The sequence below is a fragment of the Candidatus Synechococcus spongiarum SH4 genome, assembly GCF_000586015.1.
Taxonomy (GTDB): domain Bacteria; phylum Cyanobacteriota; class Cyanobacteriia; order PCC-6307; family Cyanobiaceae; genus Synechococcus_B; species Synechococcus_B spongiarum_F.
Genome location: NZ_JENA01000159.1, coordinates 1 through 3,957 on the forward strand (window position 1 = coordinate 1; position 3,957 = coordinate 3,957).

Below are 3,957 nucleotides of genomic sequence, written 5' to 3' on the forward strand. Positions count from 1 at the left end.
TTCTAAGCATGGGCAAGCATGGTTTCGTGGGCCCCGTGCCTCTGTCCCCACTCTGGCCATGAGCTTTTCTCAGACCGCATCCCCCAGCCGTTCGTCTGGGAACGTGACGGATGCCATTGCCGGGGGAACCCTCACCACAATTATCCGCTGCCTCTCGGGCAGCTCCCTGGATCTGGTGGAGCGGGGAAAGACCATTTTCCTCCCTGGCGATCCCGCGGAGCGGGTCTATCTGTTGCGGTGCGGCGCGGTGCGCCTCTCCCGCGTCTATGAAAGCGGGGAGGAGATCACCGTGGCGCTGCTGCGGGAAAACAGCCTGTTCGGGGTCCTGTCTCTATTGACCGGCCACCGCTCGGACCGCTTCTATCACGCTGTTGCCTTTACCCGTGTGGAAATGATTTCCGCACCGGCCACCTCCGTACGCCAGGCCATCGAGGGGGACGCCCGTGTGGGCTTGATGATGCTGCAGGGCCTGTCCTCCCGGGTCCTGCAGACGGAGACCATGATTGAAACCCTCACCCACCGGGATATGTCATCCCGACTGGTGAGCTTTTTGCTGGTGCTGTGCCGGGACTTTGGCGTTCCAGCGGACCAGGGGATCACCATCGATCTACGGCTCTCCCACCAGGCCATTGCCGAGGCCATTGGCTCCACTCGCGTGACCATCACCCGCCTGCTGGGGGATTTGCGCAGCGAGGGGATGCTCAGAATCGACCGGAAGAGAATTACCATCTTTGACCCTGTGGCCCTCGCGCGTCGGTTCAGTTGAAACCCAATAATGGAGTCGTGAACGTCCTCTGGAGAAAGCCCCCTGTCTGGCTGGCTGCTGATTCTTGCGCTCCTGCTGCTGGGTGGCGTGCTTGCGGTCATGGGGGACCGGCTGGGGACCCGCATCGGCAAGGCTCGTTTGTCGTTGCTCAGGATGCGCCCCAGACGCACCGCCATGGTAGTTACAGCCGTCACCGGCAGCCTGATTGCCGCGCTGAGCTTCGCCCTGCTGATCGCCATCAACGACCGCTGGCGGCGGGGATTGTTTGAGTTGGTTCGCATTGAGCAAAGTCTGCAGACCAGTCGCGACGATCTCGTCGCGACCCGGATGACCTTGGAGTCCGTGCAGGACAACCTGGCGGCAAGTCGCAAGGCTTTCTTGGAGGCAAAGCACAGACGCAGCCAGGCTGAGGCCCAAGTGCGGGAGCTGAGGGGGCGTACAGACATGTTGCAGGCCCAGACCCAGGAGTTGCAGCAAACCGTCCATGTGCTGGAGGGCCAGCGTCAGCAACTGTGGAATGAGCAAGCGGTCCTCTTGGGGGAAATGCGCCGACGGGACCAACAACTGGATGGTCTTCAGGAGCAAATCAACAGCCAGGTCAATGTGTTACGCAATCTCAGGCGCAGCATCACGGCGTTGCGTCGTGGCGATGTGGCCATTGGCCACAGTGAGTCCCTGGCCATGGCCAAGGTGACCCTGCCGGCCGACAATGACGGCGCCGAAGCCGTTGACAGCCTGCTGAATCAGGCCAATCGGGTGGCCTATGAGCGGCTGCTGCCGGACCGTACGCCAAACCAGCAGATCCTTTACATCCCCACCAGCGAGGTGGAAAAGATCACCACGGCCCTGCGGACCGGGGAAGACTGGATCGTCATTATCCGCAGCGCAAACAACGTCCTCCTGGGGGAGGAATCCCTGGTGGCTTTTGCGGATGTCCGCCGCAGCCGCCAGGTCCTGGCCACTGGTCAGGTCCTGGCGTCCACCGTCGTTGAAGAGAATGAGCGCTCCCTGGAAGCCGTGAATCAGCGGCTCACCCTGCTCCTGGCCACGGCCCGCAACCAGGCCGGTCAGTTGGGATCTCTGAACAGAGAGGTGGTATTTGATAATGAAGCCCTGGGTGTGCTGGTTCAGGGCCTGGTGGACCGCACAACTCCCCGGGCCACCCTGGAGGCCTTCAGCACGGAGGACAGTGAGACAGCGGATCCCCTGCATCTGGGCATCCGTTGGCTCAATTCCCCCCTGGGGGATGCCTCGGACCCTGATCATGGCTGAAGGCGGCTGCGCCATTGGCCTGGACCCCGGCTACAGCAAATGCGGCCTGGCGTGCAGTGACGCCAACCAGCAGCAGCTTGACCTCTGCTTGATCTGTACACCCCATGAGTGCTGGCAATATCTCCAGGACTGGTGGTTGGAGCGCCAGCCGGCAGCGCTTTACCTGGGGGATGGCGCCAGGTCCACCCGCTGGCGGGTGGACCTGCTCACCTGGTGGCCCCCCCAGAACCTCCAACTGGTGCCCGAGTCCCACACCACCCTGGAAGCCCGTGGGCGCTATTGGCAACTGCATCCACCCCGGGGGTGGCGGCGCCTGTTGCCGGAGGGATTGCGACAGCCCCCCAGACCGGTGGACGACCTGGCGGCTCTGGTGATCCTTGAGCGGGGTCTGGGCCGTTCCCTGCGGGTGATGCCTGGCTCCTTCCGCACAGCCGTCAGACCGTAGCCCGGACCAGAAAGTTGTACTCTCCACCCACGTCCAACTGGTGGTCGCAGCGCAGAAGAAAGCGGAGCAACGCATCCTCAATCAACGCCCGACCCAAGGAGGGCTCAACCCGCAGCTTCCCTTGCCGGAAGCGCCAATGGAAGACCCAGGCAAACTCTCCCGCCCAGACCTGTCCCTTGCAAAGGCCCGACTGAAGATCCTGGTTGAGAATCTGGAGGCGTGCTGTCGTGGTGGGAAGTTTTGCCATATCAGTGGGTGATGATGCCGGGACCGGGGTTGCTCTGGATCCGGATCCCGTTGAGGCTATTCATGGCTGCGCCCAATCCCTGCCGTTGGAGAACGTGGATTCCCGCCACCACCTCATTGAGCACCTGACGCAGCAGGGGATCTTCTTCGGCGCTGAAGCGCCCCAGCACATGTCCGACGGTGGCCGCCTTACGGGCCGCCGGATCCCGACCGGGGGCGCCAATGCCCACCCGCAGCCGGGCAAAAGCCCGGGTGTTGAGGTGGGCGATGGTGCTACGCAGCCCCTTATGACCCCCGTCGCTGCCCTCGCCACGAAGCCGTAAGCGGCCCAGGGGAAGGTCCATATCATCCACAACAACCAGTAGATGCTCAGGCCCCAAGTGGAACCAATCCAGGGCGGCGCGGATTGAGACGCCACAGGCGTTCATGTAGGTCTGGGGCATGAGCAGGCGAAGGCGCTGCTCGCCTTGGCCAATCTCGGCCAACCGGGCCTTGAGTCTGGTCTGATTGCGGAAGACAATCTTGGCCTGACCACTGGCCAGGGCCTCAAGGACCATGAAGCCCGCATTGTGCCGTGTCCCGGCATAGCGGGGGCCGGGATTTCCCAGCCCGGCGATCAAGCACAGATCCATGGCGTGGCGTCTCCTGTCCCGGACATGGCGGTGCGGCGCCGCTCAGGTCTTGTCTTCGGTCTTGTTTTCGGAACCGTGCTGCCTGGGTGTGCTCCCTGACTCGGCCGGCGAGACCACAGCAGGAGAAGCAACTTGCTGCTCCGTTGTGGCTACAGGCGTCTCCGGAGCATTGGCCTCCGCCATGACAGCGTTGCTGAACTCCTGGGACGCCGACTGAAAAGCCTTGAGGGTTTTGCCGAGGGTGCGCCCCAGCTCCGGCAGCTTCCTGGGACCAAAGACCAGCAGACCAACCACGGCAATGACAGCCATTTCCGGCAGACCGACACCAAACACGCTCATGGATCCCATCCCTCAGGGGGAACAACAACAAAGCCTAGGGAATGGAGGCCCTGTTGTTGCTGCCCGCCGAGGCCATGGAGCCTCATGCCCCAAGGCCGGCGCCCGTTGCTCCGGTGTGTTACTCCGACGTGATTATCAACCCAGACCGGTCCAGTCCACGTTGATGCCGTTGAGGAGGAGGGACTGGTTGTAAACCTGCAGAATGACCAGCAGAAACACGAAAAACAGGAGCATGAAGATTCCCATCACCGTGGTGG

Annotated in this window: 7 protein-coding genes; 3 read left to right on the forward strand and 4 right to left on the reverse strand. The window is 62.7% G+C overall.

The window, feature by feature from the left end:
* The first annotated feature begins 58 nt into the window (after nucleotides 1–58).
* From ntcA to BG35_RS0107380, 3 genes are read left to right on the forward strand one after another with little or no spacing between them, the layout of a single operon-like run.
* A complete protein-coding gene (ntcA, locus tag BG35_RS0107370; protein WP_071994818.1) occupies nucleotides 59–766 on the forward strand; it encodes a global nitrogen regulator NtcA in 708 nt (235 codons plus the stop codon).
* 60 nt (nucleotides 767–826) lie between these two features.
* Nucleotides 827–2,038 carry a DUF3084 family protein gene (locus BG35_RS0107375; protein WP_269087830.1) on the forward strand — a complete coding sequence of 404 codons (1,212 nt, stop codon included), beginning with the start codon at nucleotides 827–829 and terminating at the stop codon, nucleotides 2,036–2,038.
* Entirely contained in the window at nucleotides 2,031–2,483 is a 453-nt protein-coding gene (locus BG35_RS0107380) for a RuvC family protein (RefSeq protein WP_034417788.1), read from the forward strand. The genes BG35_RS0107375 and BG35_RS0107380 overlap by 8 nt, the downstream gene beginning before the upstream one ends.
* On the opposite strand, the gene BG35_RS0107385 is transcribed toward BG35_RS0107380, so the two are convergent.
* The 4 genes from BG35_RS0107385 to psbH all read right to left on the reverse strand — a co-directional run.
* Entirely contained in the window at nucleotides 2,473–2,730 is a 258-nt protein-coding gene (locus BG35_RS0107385) for a DUF3146 family protein (RefSeq protein ID WP_025782327.1), read from the reverse strand. The genes BG35_RS0107380 and BG35_RS0107385 overlap by 11 nt on opposite strands.
* Before the next feature lies 1 nt (nucleotide 2,731).
* Entirely contained in the window at nucleotides 2,732–3,361 is a 630-nt protein-coding gene (gene pth / locus BG35_RS0107390; protein WP_025782328.1) for an aminoacyl-tRNA hydrolase, read from the reverse strand.
* Nucleotides 3,362–3,403: 42 nt separating this feature from the next.
* A complete protein-coding gene (locus BG35_RS0107395) occupies nucleotides 3,404–3,700 on the reverse strand; it encodes a TatA/E family twin arginine-targeting protein translocase (protein WP_025782329.1) in 297 nt (98 codons plus the stop codon).
* 135 nt (nucleotides 3,701–3,835) lie between these two features.
* Nucleotides 3,836–3,957 (reverse strand): photosystem II reaction center phosphoprotein PsbH (psbH, locus tag BG35_RS10880; RefSeq protein ID WP_034417784.1); only part of this gene is annotated, 122 nt, incomplete at its 5' end.